General features: G+C 70.9%; 25 protein-coding genes. 14 read left to right on the forward strand and 11 right to left on the reverse strand.

Features of this window, described 5'->3' with window-relative positions; translation table 11 throughout:
• Positions 1 to 2: 2 nt before the first annotated feature.
• Complete coding sequence (locus ACIA8E_RS19685) at positions 3 to 764, forward strand: SDR family oxidoreductase (RefSeq protein WP_399299653.1); 762 nt, start codon at positions 3 to 5, stop codon at positions 762 to 764.
• An 11-nt stretch (positions 765 to 775) separates the two neighbouring features.
• On the opposite strand, the gene ACIA8E_RS19690 is transcribed toward ACIA8E_RS19685, so the two are convergent.
• The 6 genes from ACIA8E_RS19690 to ACIA8E_RS19715 all read right to left on the reverse strand — a co-directional run bounded on the left by ACIA8E_RS19690 (position 776) and on the right by ACIA8E_RS19715 (position 6,222).
• Positions 776 to 1,198 carry a hypothetical protein gene (locus ACIA8E_RS19690; RefSeq protein ID WP_030976976.1) on the reverse strand — a complete coding sequence of 141 codons (423 nt, stop codon included), beginning with the start codon at positions 1,196 to 1,198 and terminating at the stop codon, positions 776 to 778.
• Between the two features lie 193 nt (positions 1,199 to 1,391).
• The gene (locus ACIA8E_RS19695) at positions 1,392 to 2,798 is read right to left on the reverse strand and encodes a purine-cytosine permease family protein (RefSeq protein WP_399299656.1); all 1,407 of its coding nucleotides are present in this window, start codon (positions 2,796 to 2,798) and stop codon (positions 1,392 to 1,394) included.
• A gap of 18 nt (positions 2,799 to 2,816) precedes the next feature.
• Positions 2,817 to 3,773 carry an ABC transporter substrate-binding protein gene (locus ACIA8E_RS19700; RefSeq protein ID WP_399299659.1) on the reverse strand — a complete coding sequence of 319 codons (957 nt, stop codon included), beginning with the start codon at positions 3,771 to 3,773 and terminating at the stop codon, positions 2,817 to 2,819.
• A gap of 11 nt (positions 3,774 to 3,784) precedes the next feature.
• Positions 3,785 to 4,447 (reverse strand): ABC transporter permease, encoded by a 663-nt coding sequence (locus tag ACIA8E_RS19705; RefSeq protein ID WP_399299662.1) that lies wholly within the window; start codon positions 4,445 to 4,447, stop codon positions 3,785 to 3,787.
• A 3-nt stretch (positions 4,448 to 4,450) separates the two neighbouring features.
• Positions 4,451 to 5,095, reverse strand: coding sequence for an ABC transporter permease (locus ACIA8E_RS19710; protein WP_399299665.1), 645 nt, complete (start codon positions 5,093 to 5,095; stop codon positions 4,451 to 4,453).
• Positions 5,092 to 6,222, reverse strand: coding sequence for an ABC transporter ATP-binding protein (locus ACIA8E_RS19715; RefSeq protein ID WP_399299668.1), 1,131 nt, complete (start codon positions 6,220 to 6,222; stop codon positions 5,092 to 5,094). Before ACIA8E_RS19715 ends, ACIA8E_RS19710 begins: the two co-directional genes overlap by 4 nt.
• Positions 6,223 to 6,363: 141 nt before the next feature.
• Here ACIA8E_RS19715 and ACIA8E_RS19720 point away from each other — a divergent pair, with 141 nt between their 5' ends.
• From ACIA8E_RS19720 to ACIA8E_RS19730, 3 genes are all read left to right on the forward strand, one after another.
• Positions 6,364 to 7,956, forward strand: a complete 1,593-nt coding sequence (locus ACIA8E_RS19720) for an aromatic amino acid ammonia-lyase (RefSeq protein WP_399299738.1) — start codon at positions 6,364 to 6,366, stop codon at positions 7,954 to 7,956.
• Positions 7,953 to 8,804: a MurR/RpiR family transcriptional regulator gene (locus ACIA8E_RS19725; RefSeq protein ID WP_399299671.1), complete on the forward strand. Its 852-nt coding sequence runs from the start codon at positions 7,953 to 7,955 to the stop codon at positions 8,802 to 8,804. Before ACIA8E_RS19720 ends, ACIA8E_RS19725 begins: the two co-directional genes overlap by 4 nt.
• A gap of 133 nt (positions 8,805 to 8,937) precedes the next feature.
• Positions 8,938 to 9,525 carry a hypothetical protein gene (locus tag ACIA8E_RS19730; protein WP_399299673.1) on the forward strand — a complete coding sequence of 196 codons (588 nt, stop codon included), beginning with the start codon at positions 8,938 to 8,940 and terminating at the stop codon, positions 9,523 to 9,525.
• A 16-nt stretch (positions 9,526 to 9,541) separates the two neighbouring features.
• On the opposite strand, the gene ACIA8E_RS19735 is transcribed toward ACIA8E_RS19730, so the two are convergent.
• The 4 genes from ACIA8E_RS19735 to ACIA8E_RS19750 form a co-directional block, all read right to left on the reverse strand.
• On the reverse strand, positions 9,542 to 9,916 hold the full coding sequence (locus tag ACIA8E_RS19735) for a hypothetical protein (RefSeq protein ID WP_356326162.1): 375 nt from the start codon (positions 9,914 to 9,916) through the stop codon (positions 9,542 to 9,544).
• 78 nt (positions 9,917 to 9,994) lie between these two features.
• Complete coding sequence (locus tag ACIA8E_RS19740) at positions 9,995 to 10,462, reverse strand: roadblock/LC7 domain-containing protein (RefSeq protein ID WP_399299676.1); 468 nt, start codon at positions 10,460 to 10,462, stop codon at positions 9,995 to 9,997.
• A 38-nt stretch (positions 10,463 to 10,500) separates the two neighbouring features.
• Entirely contained in the window at positions 10,501 to 11,244 is a 744-nt protein-coding gene (locus ACIA8E_RS19745; protein ID WP_399299740.1) for a winged helix-turn-helix domain-containing protein, read from the reverse strand.
• Positions 11,245 to 11,339: 95 nt separating this feature from the next.
• Positions 11,340 to 11,768 carry a hypothetical protein gene (locus ACIA8E_RS19750; RefSeq protein WP_399299679.1) on the reverse strand — a complete coding sequence of 143 codons (429 nt, stop codon included), beginning with the start codon at positions 11,766 to 11,768 and terminating at the stop codon, positions 11,340 to 11,342.
• Between the two features lie 268 nt (positions 11,769 to 12,036).
• Between ACIA8E_RS19750 and hutU the strand changes: the two genes are divergently transcribed.
• The 4 genes from hutU to hutI all read left to right on the forward strand — a co-directional run bounded on the left by hutU (position 12,037) and on the right by hutI (position 17,637).
• Entirely contained in the window at positions 12,037 to 13,698 is a 1,662-nt protein-coding gene (gene hutU, locus ACIA8E_RS19755) for a urocanate hydratase (RefSeq protein ID WP_093776571.1), read from the forward strand.
• A 143-nt stretch (positions 13,699 to 13,841) separates the two neighbouring features.
• A complete protein-coding gene (locus ACIA8E_RS19760) occupies positions 13,842 to 15,056 on the forward strand; it encodes an allantoate amidohydrolase (RefSeq protein WP_382607747.1) in 1,215 nt (404 codons plus the stop codon).
• Complete coding sequence (locus ACIA8E_RS19765) at positions 15,047 to 16,432, forward strand: formimidoylglutamate deiminase (RefSeq protein WP_399299682.1); 1,386 nt, start codon at positions 15,047 to 15,049, stop codon at positions 16,430 to 16,432. The genes ACIA8E_RS19760 and ACIA8E_RS19765 overlap by 10 nt, the downstream gene beginning before the upstream one ends.
• Positions 16,433 to 16,464: 32 nt before the next feature.
• The gene (hutI, locus tag ACIA8E_RS19770) at positions 16,465 to 17,637 is read left to right on the forward strand and encodes an imidazolonepropionase (protein WP_399299685.1); all 1,173 of its coding nucleotides are present in this window, start codon (positions 16,465 to 16,467) and stop codon (positions 17,635 to 17,637) included.
• Between the two features lie 113 nt (positions 17,638 to 17,750).
• Here the strand turns inward: hutI and ACIA8E_RS19775 are convergent, their stop codons facing one another.
• Positions 17,751 to 18,710 carry an RNA polymerase sigma factor SigF gene (locus ACIA8E_RS19775; RefSeq protein ID WP_399299743.1) on the reverse strand — a complete coding sequence of 320 codons (960 nt, stop codon included), beginning with the start codon at positions 18,708 to 18,710 and terminating at the stop codon, positions 17,751 to 17,753.
• 320 nt (positions 18,711 to 19,030) lie between these two features.
• On the opposite strand from ACIA8E_RS19775, the gene ACIA8E_RS19780 reads away from it, so the two are divergent.
• From ACIA8E_RS19780 to ACIA8E_RS19805, 6 genes are all read left to right on the forward strand, one after another.
• Entirely contained in the window at positions 19,031 to 19,399 is a 369-nt protein-coding gene (locus ACIA8E_RS19780) for an STAS domain-containing protein (protein WP_399299688.1), read from the forward strand.
• A 253-nt stretch (positions 19,400 to 19,652) separates the two neighbouring features.
• The gene (locus ACIA8E_RS19785; RefSeq protein ID WP_399299691.1) at positions 19,653 to 20,156 is read left to right on the forward strand and encodes an ATP-binding protein; all 504 of its coding nucleotides are present in this window, start codon (positions 19,653 to 19,655) and stop codon (positions 20,154 to 20,156) included.
• A gap of 188 nt (positions 20,157 to 20,344) precedes the next feature.
• Positions 20,345 to 21,007, forward strand: a complete 663-nt coding sequence (locus ACIA8E_RS19790; protein ID WP_399299693.1) for a peptidase — start codon at positions 20,345 to 20,347, stop codon at positions 21,005 to 21,007.
• Between the two features lie 121 nt (positions 21,008 to 21,128).
• Positions 21,129 to 22,100 carry a hypothetical protein gene (locus ACIA8E_RS19795; protein WP_399299696.1) on the forward strand — a complete coding sequence of 324 codons (972 nt, stop codon included), beginning with the start codon at positions 21,129 to 21,131 and terminating at the stop codon, positions 22,098 to 22,100.
• Positions 22,101 to 22,117: 17 nt separating this feature from the next.
• Positions 22,118 to 23,257 (forward strand): hypothetical protein, encoded by a 1,140-nt coding sequence (locus tag ACIA8E_RS19800; RefSeq protein WP_399299746.1) that lies wholly within the window; start codon positions 22,118 to 22,120, stop codon positions 23,255 to 23,257.
• Between the two features lie 14 nt (positions 23,258 to 23,271).
• Positions 23,272 to 24,663, forward strand: a complete 1,392-nt coding sequence (locus tag ACIA8E_RS19805) for a hypothetical protein (RefSeq protein ID WP_399299749.1) — start codon at positions 23,272 to 23,274, stop codon at positions 24,661 to 24,663.
• The last annotated feature ends 104 nt before the right edge of the window (positions 24,664 to 24,767 follow it).

Here is a 24,767-nt window from a genome sequence, read left to right on the forward strand (position 1 = left end):
CCATGTCGTACGAGACCCTCGCAGGCCGCACCGCTGTCATCACCGGAGCCGCCAGCGGCATGGGCGCCGCCACCGCCCTCCTGCTCGCCGCCCGGGGAGCCAGGGTGGCGCTGCTGGCCCGACGGGCGGACCGGTTGGAGGAAGTGGCCGCCAAGGTCACGGCGGAGGGCGGCGAAGCCCTCGTCGTGGCGGCGGACGTCACCGTCCAGGCATCCGTCGACGCGGCTGCCGAGCGTGTCCACACCGCCTACGGCGAGGTCGACCTGGTGGTCAACGCGGCCGGGGTGATGCTGCCGAACCCGGTGGCAGAGGGCCGTACCGACGAGTGGCAGCGGATGCTCGACACCAATGTGTCGGGCGCGCTGCGGATCATCCGTGCCTTCACCCCCGACCTGGTGGCGGCCGCCTCCGCGGGCCGCACCGCGGACCTGGTGAACATCTCGTCGATCGGCGCGCACATCGCGTTCCCCAACTACGCCGTGTACGGGGCGACGAAGGCGGCGCTCAGCTACCTGTCGGCATCCCTGCGCACGGAGTTCGGCCCGCGAGACGTCCGCGTCACGAACATCGAGCCGGGCCTCACCGACACGGAGCTGGGCAGCCACATCGACAACGCGGAGCTGTCGGGCGAACTGGACGGCATGTTCGACACGATGGGCTCCCTGTCCGGCGACGACATCGCCGATCTGGTCGCCTACGCCACCAGTCGCCCGCGCCACGTCAACCTGCGCCAGCTGATCGTGCTCCCCACACGCCAGGCGTGACCGGCGGCCGCTCAGTCCTCCCAGTCGGACTTCGTGCGTCCCTCCGGGCGCCGGGACGACGGCCGACCGCGGACCACCTGGGCGACATTCACCCCGACGATCCCCAGCCAGGCCACGACGAGCCCCTCCATCCCGGCGTTCGCGACCCCGATCGCGGACAGCGGGATGGCCAGCACCAGCGAGATGATCCCGAACCCGAACCGTTCACCGAAGTTCGCCATCGGCTCCTGGGGCGCCCGGGCCCCTCGGGCGACCGTGATCTGCTGCTCGGCAAGATGACGCCGGACGCGACGGTCGAGCGTCTCGTCGAGGCGCCGGTCGACCTTCTCCAGAAACGAGTCGATGAGCGCCGACTCGTACTCGGGCCCCAGCTCACTGCGGGCCTGCAAGGTGGCATTGAGCTCTTTCTCGAGCTCGGAGTCACGGGCTTCCATGGCCCAACGGTACGGAGCGAACAAGCCCGGCACAGTGGGGCTAGCCCCCCTGTTGGAGGTCGGGGGCGCCCCGGGCCGGCCCTCGGTGGAGATGGCCCACCCGTCGATGGTGACGACCTCGCTCCTGACGCCTCGGGCCGTCGCGCCATGGCCCACCGGGTCGTGGTCGACCGCGACCCGGTGGGGACCGGGCTCAGCCGGCCGGGACCCGGTCCGGCGAGGTGATCGTGGCCGTCGGGATGTGTGTCGTGTCGCGGCGGGCGAGCAGCCAGTACAGCAGGGCGGGTACGAGCAGGCCGATCACCCAGGAGATGTCCGCGCCGCCCAGCGGCTCCACCAGCGGGCCGGTGTAGAAGGTCGTCGCCAGGAAGGGGAGCTGGGCGACGATGCCCACCGCGTACACCGACAGTGCGTCCCATCGCCAGGCGCCGTAGCGGCCGTTGGGGTCGGACAGGGCCGGGATGTCGTACCGCTCACGCGAAATCAGGTAGTAGTCGACGAGGTTGATCGCCGACCACGGGGTGAAGAAGGTCAGCAGGAACAGCAGGAAGTCCTTGAACGAGGTGAGGAAGGTGTCCTTGCCGAGCAGGGCGACCGCCGTGCCAGCGATCATGATCACGGCGATGTACGCGGAGCGGCCGCGCTGCGAGAGCGCGCGCTGCCCGCGGAAGCCGCTGATGCCGGTGACCATCGACATGAACCCGCCGTAGGTGTTCAGCACGTTGATGGTCAGCTTGCCGAGCGCGATCACGAAGTAGAGCAGCGAGGCGATCAGCCCGGTGCCGCCCAGCGAGACGACGTAGCCGACCTGGTCGTCGAGGAACGCCTCGCCCGCGGATGCCGCGACCAGCACGCCGAAGGCCATGGACCACTGGGAGCCGAGCGTCGTGCCGGCCAGTGTCCACCAGAAGGTGGCGCGGGCGCTCGTGTGGCGCGGCAGGTAACGCGAGTAGTCCGCGACGTAGGGCCCGAACGCCAGCTGCCAGGACGCCGCGATCGACACCGCGAGCAGGAACATCGGCAGGTCGAAGGCGCGGTCGGCGAGGGCGGCGCCGAGATCGATCCGGTCCAGCAGCCGGATGCCGAGATAGACGAAGGCCAGTGCGCAGACCACGCTTGCCACCCGGCCGAGGACGTGGACGACCCGGTAGCCGATCGCCGCCATCAGCGCGGTGATCACGGCGAAGACGAGGATGCCGGAGGTCTGCCCGAGGTGGGTGAGCTCGCCGACCGCCTGACCGGCCAGCACGCTGCCGCTGGCGAAGAAGCCGACGTACATCACGACGACGAGGAGCAGCGGCACGACCGCGCCCCGCACCCCGAACTGTGCCCGGCTGGAGATCATCTGGGGCAGGCCCAGCCGGGGGCCCTGCGCCGAGTGCAGCGACATCACCGCTCCGCCGAGCAGATTGCCCACCAGCAGGCCGATCAGGGACCAGAAGGCGCCGCCGCCGAAGATGACCGCGAGCGCGCCGCTGACCACTGCGGTGATCTGGAGGTTCGCGCCGAGCCAGAGGGTGAACTGGGAGAACGCGTTTCCGTGCCGTTCGTCGTCCGGTACGACGTCGATCGAGCGACGCTCGACGAGAGAGTCGGCCATGGGGGTGCTCCTTTTCGCTTACTTCTGTGTCAGGCCGTGCGCCGCGGCCCACTCGTGCGCCACGTCCTCCGGGTCCTTCTTGTCCTTGTCCACCAGGCGGTTCAGCTCCGTGAGGTCCTTCGTCGTGAGCGTGGCGCCCAGGCGGGCCAGTGCCTTGCGGACCGTGGAGTCCGCCGCGCGGTCCGCGATCAGGGGGACCACGTGCTGGCCGGGGATCAGGTTCTTGGGGTCGGTGAGGACCACCCAGCCCTCGGCGGCGATGTCCGTGTCGGTGGTGAAGAGGTTGGCGACGTCGACGTCGCCCTTCTTCAGGGCCCCCTTGACCAGCGGGCCGGAGGAGTCCAGCGACTTGAACTCCTTGAACTCGACCCCGTACACGTCCTTCAGGCCCACCGCCCCGACCGTCCGCTTCTTCACCTCGGGCGCCGCGCCGATGACGAGCTTTCCGTTCTGCTTCGCCAGGTCGGCGAGGGAGGACAGGCCGTATTTCCTGGCCGTCCTCGGGGTCACCACGAAGGCGTCCGAGTCCTCGGCCATGCCGTACGGGAGGATCTGGAGGCCCTTGGGGAGGGCGATGGCCAGGGCGTTCTGCATCTCGCCCTCCTCGGTGGCCTTCGCTTTCGGGTCGAGGTAGTGCAGGAGGGCGCCCTGGTACTCGGGGAGGAGGTCGATGTCCCCGCCCTCGAGGGCGGGGATGAGGATCTCGCGGGTGCCCAGGTTGGCGCGGACCCCTGTCTTCACTCCGGCGGCCTTCAGGGCTTCGGCGTACAGGTAGCCGAGCACCTGGTTCTCGGTGAAGTTGGCCGTGCCGATGGTGATGCCGCCGGCGCTGGAGCCGGCGCCGCTGCTGCCTCCGCCCTGGCCGTCGAGCGAGGTGATGCCGCTGCTGCAGGCCGCGAGTGCAGGGACGGCGGCCGCGGCGAGGAGGCCGCCCAGCAGGGAGCGGCGGGTGGTGCTGTGGGGCTGGTGGGTCATGGGTGGTCTCCTCAGGCGGTGCGGTGGCGGAAGAGGATGCGCTGCAGTCCGGACAGGGCCAGGTCCAGGGCGACGGCCACGACCGCCACCAGGACCGCGCCGCCCAGTACCTGGACGAGGTCACGCTGGGCCAGGCCGTCGAAGACGTACCGGCCGAGGCCGCCGAAGCTGACGTACGCGGCGACCGTGGCGGTGGCGACGACCTGGATCAGGGCGAGGCGCAGGCCGGTCATGATCAGAGGGAGGGCGAGGGGGAGTTCCACCTGCCACAGGATCTGGTGGCCACGCATGCCCTGGCCGCGGGCGGCGTCCTTCACCTCCGGGTCGACGGCGGTCATCCCGGCGTAGGTGTTGGTGACGATCGACGGGACGGCGAGGGCGACCAGCGCCACGTACACCGGGGTCATCGACAGCCCGCTGGCCAGGAAGACCAGCACCACCAGGCCGACCGTGGGGAGCGCCCGGCCGAACGACGAGAGGTTGATGGCGAGGAACGCGCCGCGCCCCGTGTGGCCGATGAGCAGGCCGACCGGGAGCGCGATCGCCGTGGCGATCAAGGTGGCGAGGAGTGAGTACTGGAGGTGCTCGGCAAGGCGGTGCGCGATGCCGTCCGGGCCCTGCCACTGTTCGGCGCTGGTCAGCCAGGTGCCGAGGTTCGCGAAGAGTTCGTACATCGGTCAGGCCCTCTGCTTCCGCTTCCAGGGGGTGAGCACGTACTGCACGGCCACCAGCACCGCGTCCGCGACCAGCGCGAGCAGCAGGGTCAGGGCGATGCCGACGACCACCGGGGTCGGGAAGTTGCGCTGGAACCCGTCGGTGAACAGCTGGCCGAGGCCGCCGTCGCCGATGTACGTGGCCACGCTGACCAGCGAGATCGACATGACCGTGGCGATCCGTACGCCCGCCATGATCACGGGGAGGGCGAGGGGGAGCTCGACGGTGAGCAGGATGCGCAGCGGGCGGGTGCCCATCGCCTTGGCGGCCTCCCTGGTGCGCGCCGGGACGGAGTCCAGGCCCTCGACGGTGTTGCGGAGGAGCACGACCAGTGTGTAGACGGTCAGGCCGATCACCGTGGTGGTGCGGGTGAGGCCGGACACCGGCAGGAGAAGGACGAAGACCGCGATGGACGGGATCGTGAAGAGGATGTTCGACAGGCCCAGGAGGAAGCCGCGCAGGGGGCGTACCCGGTGGGCCAGGACGGCCAGCGGGAGCGATATCAGCAGGCCGAGGAGCACGGCGGTCAAGGCGGCCTGGAGGTGGGAGACGGTGAGGGTGGCGAGGTCGCTCGCGTGGTCGGAGATCCACGACCAGTCGATGGTCATGCGCTGCCCTTTCCGGCCGGAGCCGTCAGGGGCCGAGGGGCCGCGACCGCTGCGGTGTGGGCGTCCCCCGCCCGCGCGTGGACGGCCTCGCGCGCGGTGACCCCGGTCAGTACGCCCGTGTCGTCGACCCGGGCTATCAGCCCGGCCGGGGAGGCGACCGACTCGTTCAGCGCGGAGAGCAGCGAGTCCGTGTCGCGCAGCGGCCGCACGGGGAGCAGCGGGGCGTCGCCCGCAGGGCCCGACGGAGCGGCTGCCGGGTCCAGCCAGCCGAGGGGTTCGCCCTTCGCGGAGACGACCAGCTGCCAGTCGGCTCGCCCGGCGGGGGTGGGTTCGTCGGCCCGTAGCGTCGTCGCCGGCTGCCGGGGGAGATCCGCGAGCGTGCTCAACGAGAGCAGCTTCAGGCCGCGTTCGGCGCCGAGGAAGTCGGCGACGAAGTCGTCGGCCGGGCGCGCAAGCAGTTCGGCGGGCGGTGCGCACTGCACCAGATGACCGCCGGTACGGAACACGGCGATCCGGTCGCCGAGCCGTACCGCCTCGTCGATGTCATGGGTGACGAAGACGATGGTCTTGTTCAGCTCCTGCTGGAGCCGGAGCAGCTCGTCCTGGAGCTGGGTCCGGACGACGGGGTCGACCGCGCCGAACGGCTCGTCCATCAGCAGCACCGGCGGATCGGCGGCGAGCGCACGCGCGACACCGACGCGCTGCTGCTGGCCGCCGGAGAGCTGGTGCGGGTAGCGCTTGGCGGCGTCTGCCGGAAGCCCGACCGTCTCCAGCAGCTCGGCCGCGCGGGCCCGGGCGCGCTTGCGTCCGTGGCCCAGCAGCAGCGGGACCGTGGCGATGTTGTCGAGGATCGTGCGGTGCGGAAAGAGCCCGGCCTGCTGGATGACGTATCCGATGCCCCGGCGGAGTTCGGCGGCGTCCGCTTCGAGGATGTTCCGGCCGCCGAGCGTGATCGTGCCGGAGCTCGGATCGACCATCCGGTTGATCATCCGGAGAGTGGTGGTCTTGCCGCAGCCGGACGAACCGACCAGGACGGTGATGCCGCCCTCCGGCATGGTGAGGCTGAGCTCATGAACTGCTGTCGTGCCGTTCGGGAAACGCTTGTTCACTGCGTCGAATTTGATCATCGGTCGTCCCTTGCCCCGGCTGCATATAGTCATGCAGAGTTCTCGTTGACTGAATAGGTTGTCAATGCCTCGGGGTAAAACACTGGTTACAGAAGCCCGAGCGGCGAGACGCAGTGTCTGAATGAGGAGGGTTCGCGCATGATGTCGTCCCACATGATGGACTCCTCGCCCTTCGGTGGCTGGGCCGCGGACCATGCCGTCACCGTCGTCGAGCTCGACGGCCGGACCCTTCCCGTCGCCGACGTCGTCCGGATCGCCCGTGGTACCGCCCGGCCCGTGCCCGGTGCCGAGGCGATGAAGCGTGTCGACCGTTCCTGGTCCGCCGCCCGGGAGCTCGCCGCGACCGGGCGAGTCTACGGGCGCTCCACCGGGGTCGGCGCCAATCGCAACGAGGGCGTTCCCACCGAGGCCGCCGCCGATCACGGGCTGCGCCTGCTGCGCAGCCACGCCGGGGCCATCGGTGACCCGCTGCCCGCCCGCGAGGTCCGTGCCATGCTCGCCGTGCGCGCCAATCAGCTGCTTGCGGGCGGCGCCGGACTGCGGCCCGGCGTCGTCGTAGGTCTCTGCGAGGCGCTGGAGGCCGGCGCGCACCCGGTGGTCAACGAGTTCGGTTCGGTCGGTACAGGGGACATCGCCGCCCTCGCCCAGGTCGGCCTCGCGCTCGCCGGGGAGCACCCCTGGCAGGGGCCCGGTGCCGCGCCCGAGCCCCAGTCGCTCGACAACAACGACGCCCTTGCCCTGATCAGCAGCAATGCCCTCACCCTCGGCCAGGCCGCTCTCGCGCTCGACGAGCTGCGCCGGCTCGTCACCGCCACCGAAGCGGTCGCCGCGCTCTCGCTGCTCGCGGTCGACGGTTCGTACGAGGCGTACGCCGAACCGGTCCATGCCGCCCGTCCGCACCCCGGCTCGTACCAGGTCGCGGCGCGGATGCGGCAGTTGCTCGGCGCCCCCGACCGTCCGGGGCCGCCGCTCGGCCGCATCCAGGACCCGTACGGCTTCCGCTGCCTGCCGCAGATCCACGGCCCCGCGCAGGACGCCGCCGACGCGCTCGAACGTGTCCTCGCGGTCGAGATCAACGCCGCCGCCGAGAACCCGCTGATCTGCCCGGACGCCGGTCTCAACGACAGCCCCGCCGCCTACCACCACGGCGGCTTCTACATGGCCCAACTCGCCCTGGCTCTCGATCACTTCAGGCTCGCGGTCACGCAGGTGGCCCGGCTCTCCACCTCTCGGCTCTCGGCTCTCAACGAGCCGTCCTTCACCCGGCTGCGGCCGTTCCTCGCGGACGGCGAGCCCGCCGCCTCGGGCGTGATGATCCTGGAGTACGCGGCCGGGGCCGCCCTCGGAGATCTGCGGGCGTTCTCCGCGCCCGCCTCGCTCGGGCATGCCGTGCTCTCCCGCGGCGTCGAGGAGCAGGCCAGCTTCGCCTCGCTTGCCGCCCGTCAGACACTGCGCGCCTGCAGCGCCTACCGGCAGGTCGTCGCCTGCGAACTCGTTTCCGCCGTGAGGGCGTTGCGCCTGCGCGACCTGCGGCCCGATCCTGAGCTGCCGGTCGGGCGGGCGTTCGCGCTGGCCGATTCGCTGCTCGACGCCGAGCTCGCGGACCGGCCGCTCACCGATGATGTGAAGGCGGCGGCCGGGGAACTGCTCGACCGCTGCACGGATCTGTGGAACACCGGACTCACCGGAACGAGCCGGGACACCGGACTCGCCAGTACAAGGGGGACAGCATGAGCAGCGGGAGCAGCCCGGCCGCACGGTTGCAGCAGCTCTTCGAGGGGCACCGGCTCACGCCCACCCAGCGGCGCATCGCGCACTCCATGGTCCGGCGGGCCGCCGATGTGCCGTTCCTGTCCAGCGTGGAACTGGCCGAGCTGGCCGGGGTCAGCCAGCCGTCCGTCACCCGCTTTGCCGTCGCGCTCGGGTTCGACGGGTATCCGGCGCTGCGCAAGCACCTGCGGGAGGTCGCGCCCGGACCCGGTGAGGCGGCGGGCGCCGTCGACGACACGTACAACGAATACCAGCAGGCCGTCCACGCCGAGATCGAGAACCTGCGGCACCTCGCCGAGCTGCTCGCCGACCCCACTCCCGTCGAACGGGCGGGACGGCTGCTCGCCGCGTCACGGCCGCTGCCCGTGCTCGGGCTGCGTGCCGCCTCTTCGCAGGCACGTGGCTTCGGCTACTTCGCGGCCAAGGTCCACCCGGATGTGCGGGTGCTCGACGAGGGCGGCAGCATGCTGCGCGACCGCATCGACGCCGCGCGACGGGCGGGGGCGAGCGCGCTGGTCTGCTTTGCGCTGCCACGCCACCCGAAGGAGGTCGTGGACGCGCTCGCGTACGCCCAGGAACAGGGGCTGACCGTGGTGTCGGTGGCCGACTCGGCATTCGCCCCGGTGGCCAGACACAGCGATCTGCTGATTCCGGCGGCCGTCGGCACCGGGCTCGCGTTCGACACGGCGTGTGCGCCGATGCTGCTGGGGCGGGTGCTGCTGGAGGCGATGTGCGACGACCTGCCCGACGCGCAGGCGCGCCTGGAGGAGTTCGACGCGCGGGCGGTGGCGCGCGGTCTGTTCGCCGAGTGAGCATCGGGCCGGGGCCGCTGCCCGACCGGTACTGCCTGCCCGGCCGGGGCCCAGGAATCACTGCGGATTCTCAGAAACTGCTCAGACATTGCTCAGAGACGGCCATTAATCTGCGCCCACAGAAACAGCACCGATGGCTGTCGAAAGGGGTACGGACGTGGGGCGCGGAGCGCAGTCGCTGGCAAGGGTGGCCGTGATCGTACGGGCCGGAGCCGTACCACTGTGGTGGCCGGGACTGCTCGCCGCCGTAGTCGGCGCGCTCGTCCCGGGGCTCACCGGCCGGCGGATCGGACTGCTCGCCGGAGCCGCGCTCTTCCTGGTCACCGCAGTGGTGGTGGCGCTCGTACGCGGGGGCAGGTACGCGGAACTGGCCAGGGCCGCCACCCGTGCCGGGCGGACCGACTTCCTCCAGGACCGGGCCGTGACCGTACGCAATTGGCGGCGCGGGCACCGGTGGTGGCTGCTGGGCGGATTCCTGGTGGCGATCGCCAGCGGGTTCCTGCTGCCCGGCGCCGGTGGGCTGGTGCTCGCGGGTGCCGGGGCCGGGCTCTGGCTCAAGACGGTCCGGATCGGACAGCGGGAGCGGAAGAACGACGTCCTGTACTGGGTGCGGACCGACTGGGTGGAGAAGGGGCGGCCGGCGGGCAAGCAGGTCGCGGCGTACCGGACGACCGGGCCGGTGGCGGGCGACGCCGCGCCCGGTGGGGCGCGGCGTCGCTGAGGGTGTGCTGCGGAGGTCAGACCTCCAGCTCGGCCTCGATCCGCTTCAGCTGGTGGCGGGCCATCGCCAGGTTGGCGCGGGCGGAGTCCAGCACCAGGTAGAGGAAGAGACCGTTGGTGCCGCGCGCCTTGAGCAGCCGGATCAGGTGGTACTGGGCGCCGAGGGTGATCAGGATGTCCTCGATCTCGTCCTTGATGCCGAGGTGTTCCATCGTGCGGAGTTTGGCACGTACGACATCGGTGTTGCCCGCGGCCGCGACGTCCAGGTTGAAGTCCTTGCCGCCGCCGAGGGTGCCCAGCGCCATGCCGCTGGTGTAGTCGACGAGTGCGACACCGAGGGTGCCCTCGATGGAGGTCATCGCTTCCTTGAGCGACGCTTCGGTGTTGGCCATGAGTGCTCGTTTCCTTTCCTTGCCGGCCGAGGTGACCGGCTCCGATATCTGGCGTTCCTGGTACGGATGTGACTGGTATTACGGGCGGTGCGGGAGGGGGCCGCCGGGGGGCGGGGTACGTGGGCGCGGGGCGTGCGACGCGGGCGCGGGCTGTGCGGTGCGTTGCAGTGCGGCGTCGACCAGTTCACCGATCCGGGTGCTCGCCCGGCGGCCTTCCAGGTGGAGCCGGCCGACGTTGATCCGGTCCTCGGCCAGGAGCGTGAGGACGGCGGAGGAGCCCGCCGCGTACGTGGCGATGTAGCCGGTCTCGCCCCGTACGAGCAGTTCACGGAAGCCGCCCCGGCCGGTCGCCTCCGTCATCCGGAGCGCGACACCGAGCGAGGCCGCGGTCAGTGCGGCGACGCCCTCCGCCTCCACTCCCGGGGTGTCCTGGGCCAGGACGAGTCCGTCGGTGCTGGCCGCCAGCGCGCCCGCGAGGAGGGGAACCCGGGCGCGTAGCCGCTGGAGTTCGGCCAGGACGTCCTGGACTTCGGCCTCGGGAACCATCAGTTGTCTCCTCCCGGCACGCTGTCTGAGCGCGCGTATCACAGGGCCTCCAATGCGTCTCTGAGTCGGCGCAGCAGGGCGACGTCGGGGTCGGCCGTGACCTCGGGAAGCGTGATCCGGCCGGGCGCGGAGGCGGACGGGGCCGCCGTCTGCCGGACCGCTTCGACCAGTCCGGCGGCCGTGAGCCGCCGCAGATCGACGAGGATGTGGAACGCCGAGCGGCCCAGGTGCTGTGCGATGTCGGATGCCGTACGCACTCCGTCCACCAGGTCGAGTACGCGGCGCCTGCGCGACGGGACGGGGGCGTCGACGGGATGGGCCGCCCGGACGAGCGGGGCGGTGTCGGTCGTCGCGTCGGGCCAGATCCGGTCCAGCAGTTCCCGGCGCCGGAGCGTCTCGCGCTGCACGGCATCGACGGGGACGGGGTGCACGGGACCGATCCAGTGCGAGACCCCGTAACGGAACCGGGCCGGGGTCCGGGTGGGGGCGAGGGCGAAGAAGGCGGCGTCGTACAGAGCCCCTAAGTGGCAGAGCTCCAGTGCGCCGCCGGGTATCCGTCCGCTGTCCACCAGGTAGCGGCCGACCCGCTGCCCGGCGCCCGCCTGGGTGACCGCGTCCCACCAGCCGTCGCGGTGCAGGGTACCGCCGGCGGTGAGCAGGATGTCGATGCCGGGTGTCGCGGGACTTTCGGCGTGCACGACCTGGCCGTCGGCGAGGTAGAGCGTGCCGCGGTCGCGCATCAGGGCGCCGGTGGCGCGCTCGGCGGCGAGGCGCTGGAGCATGGGGGAGAGGGCGGAGGCTGCTCTCACGGGGGAGGTTCTCTCGGGTGAGGTTCTGTGGGTTCCGTCGGGGGGTGTTCTCTCGGGCACGGTGGTTCTCATGCCAGGACCAGCCGCATTGCCAGCTCGCCCAGCCGTATCCGGGCGAGCGCCAGGTTGCCGTCGGAACGGTCGAGCCACAGATGCAGGAAGACGCTGCTGTCGAAGGCCGTCTCGACGAATCGGAGGATGTGGTAGCCGGCGCGGGTGGTGATGATGACGTCCTCCACCGGAGGCGCCGCGCCCGTTCCCGTAACGGCGTTCTCGTCCGGGCCGGTTGAGGTTTCCGGGACGGAGAGGGCGAACGCGGGCTGCTCCGCCGCCATGCGCGCCACCTCGGCCGTCTCGGCCGCGGTCGTCTCGTGATCGCCGTTGGGCGAGTCACCGATGGTGCCCAGGGCGAGACCGCTCGTCCAGTCGACCACCGCGGCGCCGCGGGCACCGGGCAGCCTCATGACTTCGAGCAGGCACTCGTCGATTCCGGACACGCGGACTCCCTCCCCCGACCGGCCGCACGGCTGTGACCCTGAGGCTACGCAACGTGCTCGCCCGAGGTGGGAGTTCTGGCATTTTCCATTGGTACATGCGGAAGACGGTCGGAAACGGTCGGACCCGTTGACGCCCCTGTCATGTTCTGTCCGTCTTCGGTGCCGCTCCCCGTCTTCCGGGCAGGTCTTTCGGGCGTGCCTGTTGACTACAAGTATTCAGAGCGACAGGATGTGAATAGAAGAATCACAGACGCGAGGAGGCATTGCCATGTCAGGACCCCGCCCCGTACGGGCACCGCGCGGTACGGAACTGAGCGCCCTGGGATGGCAGCAGGAAGCCGCCCTCCGCATGCTGCAGAACAACCTCGACCCCGAGGTGGCCGAACACCCCGACAAGCTCGTCGTCTACGGCGGTACGGGCAAGGCGGCCCGCGACTGGCGCTCGTTCGACGCCATGGTGCGCACGCTGCAGACGCTCAAGCAGGACGAGACGATGCTCGTCCAGTCCGGGCGGCCGGTCGGCGTCATGCAGACCCACGAGTGGGCGCCGCGCGTCCTGATCGCCAACTCCAACCTGGTCGGCGACTGGGCGAACTGGGAGGAGTTCCGCCGCCTGGAGGCGCTCGGACTCACCATGTACGGCCAGATGACCGCCGGGTCGTGGATCTACATCGGCACGCAGGGCATCCTGCAGGGCACGTACGAGACGTTCGCCGCCGTCGCCGCGAAGAAGTTCAACGGGACGCTGGCCGGGACGATCACCCTGACCGCCGGACTCGGCGGCATGGGCGGCGCCCAGCCGCTCGCGGTCACCATGAACGACGGCGTCGCGATCTGTATCGACTGCGACCCGCGCGCCATCGAGCGCCGCATCGAGCACCGCTACCTGGATGTGCGCGCCGACTCCCTGGAGCACGCGCTCCAGCTGGCCGTCGAGGCGCGCGACGCACGCAAGCCGCTCTCCATCGGGCTGCTCGGCAACGCGGCGGAGCTGCTGCCCCGGATGCTCGCCGAGGGCGCCCCTATCGACATCGTCACCGACCAGACCAGCGCGCACGACCCGCTCGCGTACCTCCCGATCGGCGTCGACTTCGACGACATGGCCTCGTACGCCGCCGAGAAGCCCGCCGACTTCACGCAGCGGGCCCGCGAGGCGATGGCCAAGCACGTCGAGGCGATGGTCGGCTTCATGGACGCCGGGGCCGAGGTCTTCGACTACGGCAACTCGATCCGCGGCGAGGCCCAGCTGGCGGGCTACGACCGGGCATTCGACTTCCCCGGGTTCGTCCCCGCGTACATCCGGCCGCTGTTCTGCGAGGGCAAGGGCCCGTTCCGCTGGGCCGCGCTGTCCGGCGAGGCGTCGGACATCCACAAGACCGACAAGGCGATGCTCGAACTCTTCCCCGAGAACGAGTCGCTGCACCGGTGGATCAAGATGGCCGGCGAACGCGTCCACTTCCAGGGGCTGCCCGCCCGGATCTGCTGGCTCGGCTACGGCGAGCGCGACCGTGCCGGCGAGCGGTTCAACGACATGGTGGCCAGTGGTGAGCTGGCCGCGCCGCTGGCGATCGGCCGCGACCACCTGGACTGCGGGTCGGTGGCGTCCCCGTACCGCGAGACCGAGGCGATGCTCGACGGGTCCGACGCGATTGCGGACTGGCCGCTGCTGAACGCCATGGTCAACGTGGCGTCCGGTGCCTCCTGGGTCTCCATCCACCACGGTGGCGGTGTCGGGATGGGGCGCTCCATCCACGCGGGGCAGGTGACCGTGGCCGACGGCACGAAGCTGGCGGGCGAGAAGATCCGCCGGGTGCTGACGAACGACCCGGGCATGGGCGTCATCCGGCATGTCGATGCCGGGTACGACATCGCGGAGTCCGTCGCCGCGGACAAGGGCGTGCGGGTGCCGATGACCGAGGGCGGGCAGTGACGGTGCCTGGCGAGGCCGGCTCGGTGGGGGGTTCGCCGTCGGGCGCGGGTTCGCCTGCGCCCACCCTCCGCCATGGCCCTGAAGGCGGGGGAGTCACCTCCCCCGCCCCGCGGAACGAAGGCCCGCAAGTCTCCTTCCAGGGCATGTGGAAGGAGCTTGCCCCCATCGGGCGGCATCCCGGGAGCGGCGGCTACCGCCGCTACGCCTGGACCGCCGCCGACGGTGACTGCCGTGTCTGGTTCCGGGCGCAGGCCGAAGCCCGTGGGCTCGGGTACGAGGTCGACCGGAACGGGAACCAGTGGGCCTGGCTCGGGGATCCGCTCGGTGACGACGCCGTCGTCACCGGATCGCATCTCGACTCCGTGCCCGACGGCGGCGCCTTCGACGGGCCGCTCGGTGTGGTCTCCTCCTTCGCCGCGTTCGACGAACTCCGCCGCAGGGGAGCGGAGTTCACCCGTCCGTTCGCCATCACCAACTTCGGTGACGAGGAAGGGGCCCGGTTCGGGCTCGCGTGTGTCGGGTCCCGGCTCGCCGCCGGGCAGCTGACCGTCGAGAAGGCGCACCAGCTCCGCGACGGCGACGGCATCACACTTCCGCAGGCCATGGAGGCCGCCGGCTACGACCCCGAGGCCATCGGCCCGGACCCCGAACGGCTGGCCCGTATCGGTGCGTTCGTCGAGCTCCACGTCGAACAGGGGCGCTCCCTCGACCTCACCGGCGACCCGGTCGGTATCGCCTCCGCCATCTGGCCGCACGGCCGCTGGCGGTTCGACTTCCGGGGCGAGGCCAACCATGCGGGCACCACCCGGCTCGTGGACCGGCGCGACCCGATGCTCACATACGCCGAGACCGTGCTGGCCGCCCGTCGCGAGGCGCAGCTCACCGGCGCGCTCGCCACCTTCGGCAAGATCGCCGTCGAGCCGAACGGGGTCAACGCCATCCCCTCCCTCGTCCGGGGCTGGCTCGACTCGCGAGCCGCCGACCAGGACACCCTCGACGCCGTCGTCACCGGCATCGAGCGGGCCGCCCGGGAACACGCCGAGCGCGCGGGCATCGATCTCGATGTCGTACGGGAGTCCTTCACGCCCGTCGTGGAGTTCCAGCACGCCCTGCGCGACGAACTCGGCAAGATCCTGACGGGCAGGGGTGGCGACGACGCGGGCCGCGCCGTACCCGTCCTCGGCACCGGCGCCGGGCACGATGCGGGTATTTTGTCCGCTTCGGTCCCTACCGCCATGCTGTTCGTACGGAACCCCACCGGGATCTCGCACTCGCCGGCCGAACACGCCGCCGAGGACGACTGCGTGGCCGGAGTGATCGCACTCGCCGATGTACTGGAAGGTCTCGCGTGCAGCTGACAACGACACCGAGGGGAAAGCGCGACACCGCGACGTTCTGGCTGTCCCACGCCTGGCTCGGCACCCATGTCGAGCCGGGCGTCGCCCTGGACGTCGCCGACGGGCGGATCGCCGGGGTGCGTATCGGTGTCGACGCCCCGCCGCCGGGCGCCACCGTGCTGCGCGGGCTCACTCTTCCCGGACTCGCCAACGCCCACTCGCACGCCTTCCACCGCGCCCTGCGCTCGACCGTCCAGGTCGGCTCCGGCACCTTCTGGACCTGGCGCGAGCTCATGTACCAGGTCTCCTCCAGGCTCACCCCCGAGACGTACTACGACCTCGCCCGCGCCGTGTACGCCGAGATGGCGCTGGCCGGCATCACCGCCGTCGGTGAGTTCCACTATCTGCACCACGCGCCGGGCGGAGTCCGGTACAACAACCCGAACGCGATGGGCGAGGCCCTGATCGCCGCCGCCGACGCGGCCGGTATCCGGATCACGCTGCTGGACACCGCCTATCTCGCCGCCGGGTTCGGGCAGCGGGCCGGGCAGTACCAGCAGCCCAACCAGTACCAGCTGCGGTTCTCCGACACCACGGCCGAGGCCTGGGCCGAACGCGCTTCCCTTCTCAAGGACACCGACCACGCCCTGATCGGCGCGGCCGTCCACTCCGTGCGCGCCGTGCCCGCCGGACAGCTCGCCACCGTGGCCGCGTGGGCCGAGGGACGGCGGGCCCCCCTCCATGTCCACCTCTCCGAACAAGTTGCGGAGAACGAGGCCTGCCAGGCCGCCCACGGCTGTTCCCCCACCCGGCTCCTCGCCGACCACGGGGTCCTCGGCCCGCGCACCACCGGCATCCACAACACCCACCTCAGTGGCGAGGACATCACGCTGCTCGGCTCCTCGGCCACCGGCACCTGCATGTGCCCCACCACCGAACGCGACCTCGCCGACGGCATCGGCCCCGCCGTAGCCCTTCAGCGCGCGGGTTCGCCGCTCTCCCTGGGCAGCGACAGCCACGCCGTGATCGACCTCTTCGAAGAGGCCCGCGCAATGGAGCTCAACGAGCGCCTGCGCACCCAGGCCCGCGGCCACTGGACCGCGGCCGCACTGCTCCGCGCCGCCACCGCCGACGGGCACGCCGCACTCGGCCGTCCCGACGCGGGCACCCTCGAACCGGGCGCCTTCGCCGACTTCACCACCGTCGCCCTGGACTCGGTCAGAACAGCTGGACCGGCGCCCCGACTGGCAGCCGAAGCAGCCGTATTCGCCGCCTCCGCCGCTGATGTGCGGCATACGGTCGTGGCAGGCCGGCACATCGTCCGGGACGGGCAGCACGCGCTCGTCGAGGACGTACCCGCAGCACTCGCCTCGGCCATCGCCGTCCTGCACGGCTGACGCCGGACCCTCGCAAGGAGAGCAGCCCCCCGATGACGACGACCGCCATCACCAACATCGCCAGTCTGGTCACCAACGACCCCTCCCTCGGTGACAATTCCCCCCTGGGCCTGATCCTGGACGCGGCCGTCGTCATCGAGGGCGACCGCGTCGTCTGGACCGGTGAGTCAAGCAAAGCACCCGCCACTGACAACGCCGTCGACGCGAGCGGCCGCGCGGTGATCCCGGGGTTCGTCGACTCCCACTCGCATCTCCTCTTCGCGGGGGACCGCACCCAGGAGTTCAACGCCCGGATGTCCGGCCGCCCTTACACCGCGGGCGGCATCAGGACCACGGTCGCCGCCACCCGCGCCGCCAGCGACGACGAGCTCTCCGCCAACGTGGTCCGCTATCTGACGGAGGCACTCCGCCAGGGGACCACCACGTTCGAGACCAAGTCCGGCTACGGGCTCACCGTCGAGGACGAGGCCCGCGCCCTGCGTATCGCGGCCCGCCACACCGACGAGGTCACCTACCTCGGCGCCCACGTCGTGTCCCCCGACTACGCAGACGATCCTGCCGGGTACGTCGACCTGGTGACCGGACCGATGCTCGACGCCTGTGCCCCGTACGCCCGTTGGGTCGACGTCTTCTGCGAGAAGGGCGCGTTCGACGGCGACCAGGCCCGAGCGATCCTCACGGCCGGCATGGCCAGGGGCCTCCACCCCCGCGTCCACGCCAACCAGCTCGGCTACGGCCCCGGTGTCCAGCTCGCCGTCGAGCTCGACGCCGCGTCCGCCGACCACTGCACCCACCTGACCGACGCGGACGTCGACGCCCTCGCCCAGGGCGACACCGTTGCCACGCTCCTCCCCGGCGCCGAGTTCTCCACCCGCGCAGACTGGCCCGACGCCCGCCGCATCCTCGACGCGGGAGCCACCGTCGCGCTCTCCACGGACTGCAACCCGGGTTCGTCGTTCACCTCCTCCATGCCCTTCTGCATCGCCCTCGCCGTACGCGACATGGGCATGACCCCGGACGAGGCGCTCTGGTCCGCCACCGCGGGCGGCGCCGCGGCCCTGCGCCGCACGGACATCGGCCGCATCGCCCCAGGGGCCCGCGCCGACCTGGTCCTGCTCGACGCCCCCAGCCATGTCCACCTCGCCTACCGGCCGGGTGTCCCGCTGGTCCAGGCGGTCTGGCAGCGCGGCGAACGCACGCTCTGACCGCGTCGACAACGCGCCGACACCACCTCGATCATGCGGAAGGACCTGCCCGTTGCCGGGTCAGGTCCTTCCGCATGGTGAGGCCGCGCAACGGCGCGGAACGTGCCGGGGAGTCACTCCTCCAGCGTCAGGCCCTTCCTGAGCTTGACCAGCGTCCGGGAGAGCAGCCGCGAGACATGCATCTGGGAGATGCCGAGCTCCTCACCGATCTCCGACTGCGTCATGTTGGCGACGAAGCGGAGCGAGAGGATCTGCCGGTCACGGCCGGGCAGCGAGGCGATCAGCGGCTTCAGGGACTCGACGTACTCGACGCCTGCGAGTCCGTGGTCCTCGTAGCCGATCCGGTCGGCCAGCGCACCCTCGGTGTCGTCCTCCAGGGGCTTGGCGTCGAGTGAGCTCGCGGTGTACGCGTTGCTCGCGGCCATGCCCTCGACGACCTCGTCGTCGGTGAGTCCGAGGCGGTCGGCGAGTTCGCCCACGGTGGGCGCCCGGTCCAGGTGTTGGGCAAGCTCGTCGCCCGCCTTGGCCAGGTCGATCCGCAACTCCTGCAGTCGTCGCGGGACGCGCACGGACCAACTGGTGTCGCGGAAGAAACGCTTGATCTCGCCGATGATGGTGGGCATCGCGAAGGTGGGGAACTCGACGCCCCGGCTGAGCTCGAACCGGTCGATCGCCTTGATCAGGCCGATGGTGCCGACCTGGACGATGTCTTCCATCGGTTCGCTGCGGGAGCGGAACCGGGAGGCGGCGAACTTGACCAGGGCCAGGTTGAGTTCGACGAGTGTGTTGCGTACGTACGCATGCTCGTGGGTGCCCTCTTCGAGGGATTCGAGCCGCGCGAAGAGCGTCTTGGAAAGCGCTCTGGCGTCCAGCGGACCCACTTCGGAGTACGGCGGGATCTCGGGAAGGTCTTCGAGACCGTCGCCGATGCTGCTGGTGTTGCGGGTACTGCTGGTGTTGCTGCTGCGCGGGCCGGGTACGGCAACCGCTGCAGGGGAGTCTGATTCGGTCAGTCCCTGAGGACATGCTGACGTTGCGTTGTGGGTACGCGGTCCGTCGAGCCGGGGCGACATGGTCTCCTCCATCGTTCTCGGCATATGGCTGCCGATGCCCTTACGTGTTCCTGCGGTGAAGCGGCGCCTCCAAAGCCGGCCGTGTTTCGGGTGTCCTCCTACCCTTACCCGGTCCGGGCGGTGAGTTACAACTGCCAATTAATGCTAAATGTCCGGTTTGTTGGGTTCCTTGGCTACCGCGTGGCGTACGGAACGCGTACTGTTTTACGAAAGCTGGCGACGGCTGCACACGCAACCGCATACACAGTGACAGTCGGTGACGCGTGAGCGAAGACGCAGGCAGTGACACAGGTAATGGCGAACGGCGAAGAGGGACGGGCATGGACCGCCAGACGGTCGGCAGTGCGAACCGGGGTCGACTTCAGGTCGAGGTCCGGACCGAGGGGCGCAGCGAGGTCGTGACGCCGGTGGGTGAGCTGGATCACCACACCGCCGACCTGCTCCGCGAGCCCTTGGAGAGCGCGGTCGAGCAAGGGCGGGTGCGCCTGGTGGTCGACTGTTCGCGACTCGAATTCTGTGATTCCACCGGGCTCAATGTGCTGCTCGGTGCCCGTCTCAAGGCGGAGGCGGGCGGGGGAGGGGTCCATTTGGCCGGAATGCTGCCGGTGGTGGCGAGGGTCTTCGAGATCACCGGGGCCGAGGCGGTCTTCACCGTCCACGACTCCCTGGAAGAGGCTCTGGACACCTGATCGTGGCGCGGCATGTGGCATCGGGAGTCGCGTGTGTCGCCCGAGTCACGCGATCCGCGTAGCGAAGTGGGTGTTGTCACGATTCGGCCGGGCAGGAGAGACCCTGCGAGCCCGGGACGACCTGCACACTCTGTAGCTGGTCGGTACCTGTACCGAACCTGTGCCGGCGCCCGCAGCGGTCCCGAATCTGTACCCGCATCTGTATCTGTATCTGTTCGATGGCGACATGGTGAATCGGTGAGGTGAAGCGCTGATGAGCACCACCCGGCAGCATCAGCCGGGCGACCTCGGCCGCGAGCCGGAGGGCACGGGCGACGGCGCCGACGCACCCTCCGTCGAGCCGGCCGAGCGACAGTGGCGCACGCTGCCGCTGCGGCAGGTCAGCGGCATCGTGCCGGCGGCCCGCGATTTCGCCCGCCAGGCACTCCACGACTGGGGCTGGCTCCCGGCGTCGAGCGCCGACCGCCGAGCGGCTGCCGAAGACGTCCTGCTGGTCGTCTCCGAGCTGGTCACCAACGCCTGCCTGCACGCGGAGGGACCCGAGGAGCTGCGCATCGGCTGCAGCTCGAAGGTGCTGCGGGTGGAAGTTCTCGACGGCGGAGCGGGACAGCCCGCACCCCGCACCCCGCACCGTGCCGGCCGGCCCGGCGGGCACGGCATGTTCATCGTCCAGCGGCTCTGTCTGGACTGGGGGGTTCTGCGGGTGCCGGGTGAACCCGGCAAGACCGTCTGGGCGGAGCTGGCCGCCCCTGCGTAGTCGCGGGGCCGCCCCCGACTCCGTACCCCTGACTTTGCATCCCCGAGGAGCGCGCCGGATCGGCGCGCTCTTTGTCTTCCCTCCACAGGGCCTCAGGCGTACCTTGAGCGCCCAATCTGATGTGTCGTCAGTAACTTGCGTCGATGTGATGCGGCGTGCGGCGACCACCGGCAGGAGGGGAACTCGAGGTGTCGTACCCGAAGCGAACACTCGCCCTGGCGTCCGCGCTGGCCGGCTCGGTGGTGCTGCTGGCCGCGCCCGCCGCACACGCCACGGTCGTGGACGTCGACTACCAGTGCAAGACCCCGATCGGGGACAAGAGTGCCGTATCGCCCATCGACATCAAGGGCGTCAAGAGCGGCAACGGTTACATGCTCACGATGTCCTTCCAGAAGGGCGTCTCGTCCAGCCCGGTCGAACTGGGCAAGGGCGCCATGAAGCCCAGCGCGGTGATCCGGCTGGGCGGCGCCGAATCGGGCCAGGTGCAGGTCTCGGGCCCGGCGAACGCCGCGGCGATCCCGGCCAACACTCCCATCAAGATAAGTGACTTGACGGGTACGTACACCCCGAAGAAGAGCGGCAAGGTCAGCTTCACCGCGGGGGTGCTCACCATCAAGGCTCTCGGCACGACCACGACCTGCACCCCGGGCAACAGCCCCAAGCCGTCGCTGGAGCTCGATGTGACGGCGGCGGGCGGCGCGCAGGACACGTCGGACGACAGCGGTCAGCTGCCGAAGACCGGTCCGCTCGACTCCGCGATGGCGCTCGGGACGCTCGGCGGCACGGTGCTGCTGACCGGTGCGGCCGGAGTGCTGTGGCTGACCCGGCGCGGGCAGCGGGCCACGGGCTGAGCCACGAACCGCGTCACCGCGACAACCCTATGGCCGCTACAGCCACAGTCCCCGTCCGCGCACCGTACGTACACGCCAGCTCGGTACGCACCAGCTCTGTACGCACCAGGGAGCCCCGCCCATGCCGTCGTTGACCGGTCACGCCGCCCGAGCCGTTGTCGCCGTCCTGCTGTGCGCCTTCGCCATGACCCCGGCGGCGGCCGTCGACCGGGCGGACAGTGCCACGGACTGGACGGCTCGGCCCGCCGCGAGCGGTGCCGCGACCCGGACCGGCGACGACGGCGGCAGACCGTACTTCTACCTGGAGGGCGTGCCCGGCACCGTCCTGCAGGACCGGCTTGCCGTCACCAACCCGGGCCGCACCCCGGTCACCGTGCGGCTGCGCGGGGCCGACGCGTACAACGCCGGGAACGGTGAATTCGCGGTACGCGGATCGAAGGGCTCCACCGGGACCGGTGCCTGGCTGCGGCTCGCGGCGGACCGGGTGACCGTGCCCGCCCGTACCCGTGCCGAAGTGCCGTTCTCCGTCACCGTGCCGACGAGTGCGCCACCGGGCGATCACCCCGGCGCGATCGTCGCCGAGAGCGCCGGCCGTTCGGTCGGGATACGAGTCCATCTCCGGGTCAGCGGGCCGACCCTGGCCGCACTGACCGTCGAGGACGTCACCGTGTCCGGCGGGACCATTCACTACACCCTCGTCAACCGTGGCAATGCGGCCCTCGCCCCGCGTCTTGCCGTCAGCGCGGACGGCGTGTTCGGCACGCTGCTGCGGCGTGAGGCCCGGACCCTGCCGGTGGAGCTGCTGCCCGGACAGCGGGCAAAGCTCACCGAACCGTGGCGGGCCGTCCCCGCCCTCGACTCCGTCACCGTCCGGCTGCGGGTCACTGCCGCGGGCGGCGCGCACAGCGAGGCGACGGGCTCGGTGGTCCGTGTCCCCTGGGCGCCGGTGACCGTCGGCGTACTGCTGTTCCTGGCCGCGGCGTCCGCGTACCGGCTGCGGCGCAGACAGCGGCGGCCGCCGGACGGCGACGTCCCGGTATCTCGACCCACGTCGGACGAAAGGCACTTGGTGAAGGCGGGAGCGGACAGGTGAGACGACAGACCGGACACATGGGCCGACGGACCGGACCGGTATCCCTCCGGCGCGGCAGCCACCGATGGGTCACCGCGCTGCTCGTGGCCCTGGTGCCCGCCCTGCTGCTCCTGCCCGCCCCAGGTGCCCGCGCGGCGGACGGACAGCCCACGGTCACCCTCTCGAAACAGCAGGCGGGCAAGGGCGGTGAGATCACCGTCAAAGGCAGCGGCTGGCGGCCCGACACCTTGCTGATGATGTTGATCTGCGGGCAGTCCGCGCCCGGCAGGGGCGTCATCGGTGGCACCAACTCCTGCTCCAACGCCGACGGACGCGCCGTCACCACCGATGCCAAGGGCGCCTTCAGCAAGAAGATGCCCGTCGCCGAGCCGCCCGAGCCGTGCCCGTGCGTGGTGCATGTCGCGACGGTCACCGGGGAACAGGCCACCGCCGACGCCGTGTTCGTCGTCGCGGGCCACCCGGTCGCCCCACTGCCGAAGCAGACCGAGGGCGGGAAGCTCGCCGTGCTCGCCACGACCCGGCTGGAGGGCGACAGCGGGATCCTCACCTGGTTCGGTGCCCCGCCCGCACGGAGGCTCGTCCTCACCGTCGGCAACCTCGGCACGGCACCCGTCAAGGACCCGGTCTTCCAGCTCGGTACGGCGCACGGCGTCTTCGCCCCGCAGTGGGAGGAACAGCAGTGGCGCGGCACCATCGCGCCCGGCCGCAAGGCGCAGATCAGACTCCCGGTCGAACTGACGGCGGGCGCGCACGGCGACTACCAGATCTCCCTGCGCTACGGGACGAAGGTGCTGGCCGAACAGCCGTGGGGGGTGGGCCGACCGTGGGGCGTCACCCTCTTCTGGATCCTGCTCTGCGTCGTCGTACCGGCCGCCGTGTTCCGGATCGGCATGGCGATCGTCGACAAGGCCCGGCCCCGCACCCCGCATGCCTCGGTCCTGGCCGGACGTCACCGCCACCCACAGCTCACCGACGTGACCGCGAAGCTCCCGAAGCTGCGCCGGGCACCGGGCGCCACCCCTGTGAACCCCGCGACGGCGGACCGGGCGGGGCGCACCGGCTCCGCTTCGGGCGCGGCCACCACGGCCACGCTGCCGTGGTTCACACCTGAATCCGCACCGTCAGAGAACAGACCCACGACGAAGGGACATTCGTGAGCACCCAACGGAGGATGAGCGCGGCCGGAGTCGCGCTGATGCTCGGCGGCGCGGGGATCCTGCTGGCCGCGAGCCCGGCCCAGGCCGCCGACGTCTCGTACAAGACGGAGTGCATTCCGCCGCCCATCTCCGGGCTGCCGCCCGTACAGGGCACGACGAAGGTGCAGTTGACCGCGCCCGCCGAGGCGAAGGTCGGGGACACGGTCGAGGTGGTGTGGAAGACGGTGGCGGCCGCTTCCAGCAACCCCGACGTCCTCGATCTGGAGAAGGACACGGTCAAGCCGACCGGCACGATCAAGGTGGGCGGCGCGGCCAGTGGCGACCTGCCGATGGATGGGCCCCGGCAGAATCCGCCGATCCCCAAGAACAGCCCCATGGTGCTGCCCGACATGAAGGGCATGCTGAAGCTGGAGAAGGCCGGTGAGATCACGCTGACGCCGGACGCGTACAACATCAACGTCTCCAAGCCGATCTCCACCGACACCAAGTGCTCCCCGAAGGAGACCGTGCAGCCGGGCGCGACGATCAAGGTCACGGACGGCGGCGGTACGACAGCGGGCGGCACGACCACCGGTACGACAGTGGGTGGCACGATCGCCGGCACGACGGTGGGTGGCACCATCTCCGGCACGACCACCGGCACCACCACCGCGGGCGGGACGACGGCCGACGGCGGGACCACGGCGGGCACCACGGCCGGCGGTACGGACACCGGAGGCACGGAATCCGGCGGCACCACCGCCGGGTCGAGCGGTGGCGGCGGCGGTCAGACCGACTTCGAGGGCAAGGAGGTGTCCGTCGCGTACGCCTGCAAGACGCCGATCGGTGACAAGAACGCCACCTCCCCGGTGAAGATCGACGCGAAGAAGAACGGCGGCAGCTTCGACCTCACGGTGAAGTTCAGCAAGTCGGTCATGGACAGTCCCGCCGACATCCCGGCCGATTCGGTGAAGCCCTCCATGGAGGTCAAGCTCGGCGGGGCCGACAAAGGCACGGTCCATGTCGAGGGCCCCACCAACAAGGAGCCCATCAAGTCCGGCGATCCGATCGAGATCCCCGATCTCACGGGTACGTACAAGCCGGGCGCAAGCGGCAAGTCCACCCTCAGCCCGGGTGTACTGACCGTGATGGCGCTCGGTACGACGACGACCTGCACCCCGCCCGCCGATGTCGCGGTCTCCCTGGAGCTGGACACCTCGTCCCAGCCCGGCGGGGCTGCCGGCGGCTCGGACGCGGGCGGCGCCACGAGCGGCGGCGGTACGGACTCCGGCGGCGGACTGGCCGCCACCGGCGCCGAGGACGACGGCACCCTGCGCGCGCTCGGCCTGGTCGCCGGTACGGCGATCCTGCTGGGCGGCGCCGTGTTCACGTTCACCCCCTGGCGCCGGCTGCGCGGCACCCGGTGAGCTGAGCTCCGTACCAGGGCAACGCGAAGGGGGGGGGGGGGGGGGGGGGGGGGGCGGGGGGCGGCCCGCCCCGCGGGGGGCGCCCACCGGCACACAAAAACCAG

The organism is Streptomyces sp. NPDC051664, from assembly GCF_044453545.1.
Classification (GTDB): Bacteria; Actinomycetota; Actinomycetes; order Streptomycetales; family Streptomycetaceae; genus Streptomyces.

Excerpts from the sequence above, each read along its gene's own strand:
- ACIA8E_RS19715 (WP_399299668.1), bottom strand. The coding sequence starts at position 6,222 with ATGATCAAATTCGACGCAGTGAACAAGCGTTTCCCGAACGGCACGACA.
- ACIA8E_RS19760 (WP_382607747.1), top strand. The coding sequence starts at position 13,842 with ATGTGGAAGGAGCTTGCCCCCATCGGGCGGCATCCCGGGAGCGGCGGC.
- ACIA8E_RS19805 (WP_399299749.1), top strand. The coding sequence starts at position 23,272 with ATGAGCGCGGCCGGAGTCGCGCTGATGCTCGGCGGCGCGGGGATCCTG.
- ACIA8E_RS19690 (WP_030976976.1), bottom strand. The coding sequence starts at position 1,198 with ATGGAAGCCCGTGACTCCGAGCTCGAGAAAGAGCTCAATGCCACCTTG.
- ACIA8E_RS19685 (WP_399299653.1), top strand. The coding sequence starts at position 3 with ATGTCGTACGAGACCCTCGCAGGCCGCACCGCTGTCATCACCGGAGCC.
- ACIA8E_RS19785 (WP_399299691.1), top strand. The coding sequence starts at position 19,653 with ATGAGCACCACCCGGCAGCATCAGCCGGGCGACCTCGGCCGCGAGCCG.
- ACIA8E_RS19740 (WP_399299676.1), bottom strand. The coding sequence starts at position 10,462 with ATGGTTCCCGAGGCCGAAGTCCAGGACGTCCTGGCCGAACTCCAGCGG.
- ACIA8E_RS19720 (WP_399299738.1), top strand. The coding sequence starts at position 6,364 with ATGTCGTCCCACATGATGGACTCCTCGCCCTTCGGTGGCTGGGCCGCG.
- ACIA8E_RS19695 (WP_399299656.1), bottom strand. The coding sequence starts at position 2,798 with ATGGCCGACTCTCTCGTCGAGCGTCGCTCGATCGACGTCGTACCGGAC.
- ACIA8E_RS19745 (WP_399299740.1), bottom strand. The coding sequence starts at position 11,244 with ATGCTCCAGCGCCTCGCCGCCGAGCGCGCCACCGGCGCCCTGATGCGC.
- hutI (WP_399299685.1), top strand. The coding sequence starts at position 16,465 with ATGACGACGACCGCCATCACCAACATCGCCAGTCTGGTCACCAACGAC.
- ACIA8E_RS19775 (WP_399299743.1), bottom strand. The coding sequence starts at position 18,710 with ATGTCGCCCCGGCTCGACGGACCGCGTACCCACAACGCAACGTCAGCA.
- ACIA8E_RS19710 (WP_399299665.1), bottom strand. The coding sequence starts at position 5,095 with ATGACCATCGACTGGTCGTGGATCTCCGACCACGCGAGCGACCTCGCC.
- ACIA8E_RS19780 (WP_399299688.1), top strand. The coding sequence starts at position 19,031 with ATGGACCGCCAGACGGTCGGCAGTGCGAACCGGGGTCGACTTCAGGTC.
- ACIA8E_RS19800 (WP_399299746.1), top strand. The coding sequence starts at position 22,118 with ATGGGCCGACGGACCGGACCGGTATCCCTCCGGCGCGGCAGCCACCGA.
- hutU (WP_093776571.1), top strand. The coding sequence starts at position 12,037 with ATGTCAGGACCCCGCCCCGTACGGGCACCGCGCGGTACGGAACTGAGC.
- ACIA8E_RS19730 (WP_399299673.1), top strand. The coding sequence starts at position 8,938 with ATGGCTGTCGAAAGGGGTACGGACGTGGGGCGCGGAGCGCAGTCGCTG.
- ACIA8E_RS19735 (WP_356326162.1), bottom strand. The coding sequence starts at position 9,916 with ATGGCCAACACCGAAGCGTCGCTCAAGGAAGCGATGACCTCCATCGAG.
- ACIA8E_RS19705 (WP_399299662.1), bottom strand. The coding sequence starts at position 4,447 with ATGTACGAACTCTTCGCGAACCTCGGCACCTGGCTGACCAGCGCCGAA.
- ACIA8E_RS19795 (WP_399299696.1), top strand. The coding sequence starts at position 21,129 with ATGCCGTCGTTGACCGGTCACGCCGCCCGAGCCGTTGTCGCCGTCCTG.
- ACIA8E_RS19700 (WP_399299659.1), bottom strand. The coding sequence starts at position 3,773 with ATGACCCACCAGCCCCACAGCACCACCCGCCGCTCCCTGCTGGGCGGC.
- ACIA8E_RS19725 (WP_399299671.1), top strand. The coding sequence starts at position 7,953 with ATGAGCAGCGGGAGCAGCCCGGCCGCACGGTTGCAGCAGCTCTTCGAG.